Source organism: Photobacterium sp. R1, from assembly GCF_054600795.1.
The window spans coordinates 1-228 of the sequence record NZ_BAAHZP010001117.1; the positions used below are offsets into that span (position 1 = coordinate 1).

Annotated in this window: 1 protein-coding gene; it reads right to left on the reverse strand. The window is 50.0% G+C overall.

Annotated elements, in window-relative coordinates; genetic code table 11:
• A partial coding sequence (locus ACYP03_RS28530) for a TauD/TfdA family dioxygenase (RefSeq protein ID WP_459783004.1) occupies positions 1 to 228 on the reverse strand: 228 nt, incomplete at both ends.

Below are 228 nucleotides of genomic sequence, written 5' to 3' on the forward strand. Positions count from 1 at the left end.
AGGGAATCCGTTAAAAAAGTATACTGCCAGTCCAGTCCGAGACCCGTGCCGTAATGTCGGACCAATCGCCAGCCCAGCGTTTCAAACTTTTGACGATATGTGTGATTCAGCCTGTGATAGATCAGGCGGTTATCCGCAACCGGGGTTTGACCACCGGTGCCAGGAGGAGTCATGCAGAAAAAACAAAGGAACTGACAAATATCAAGCGACGAAGAGTAGTCACTGTGC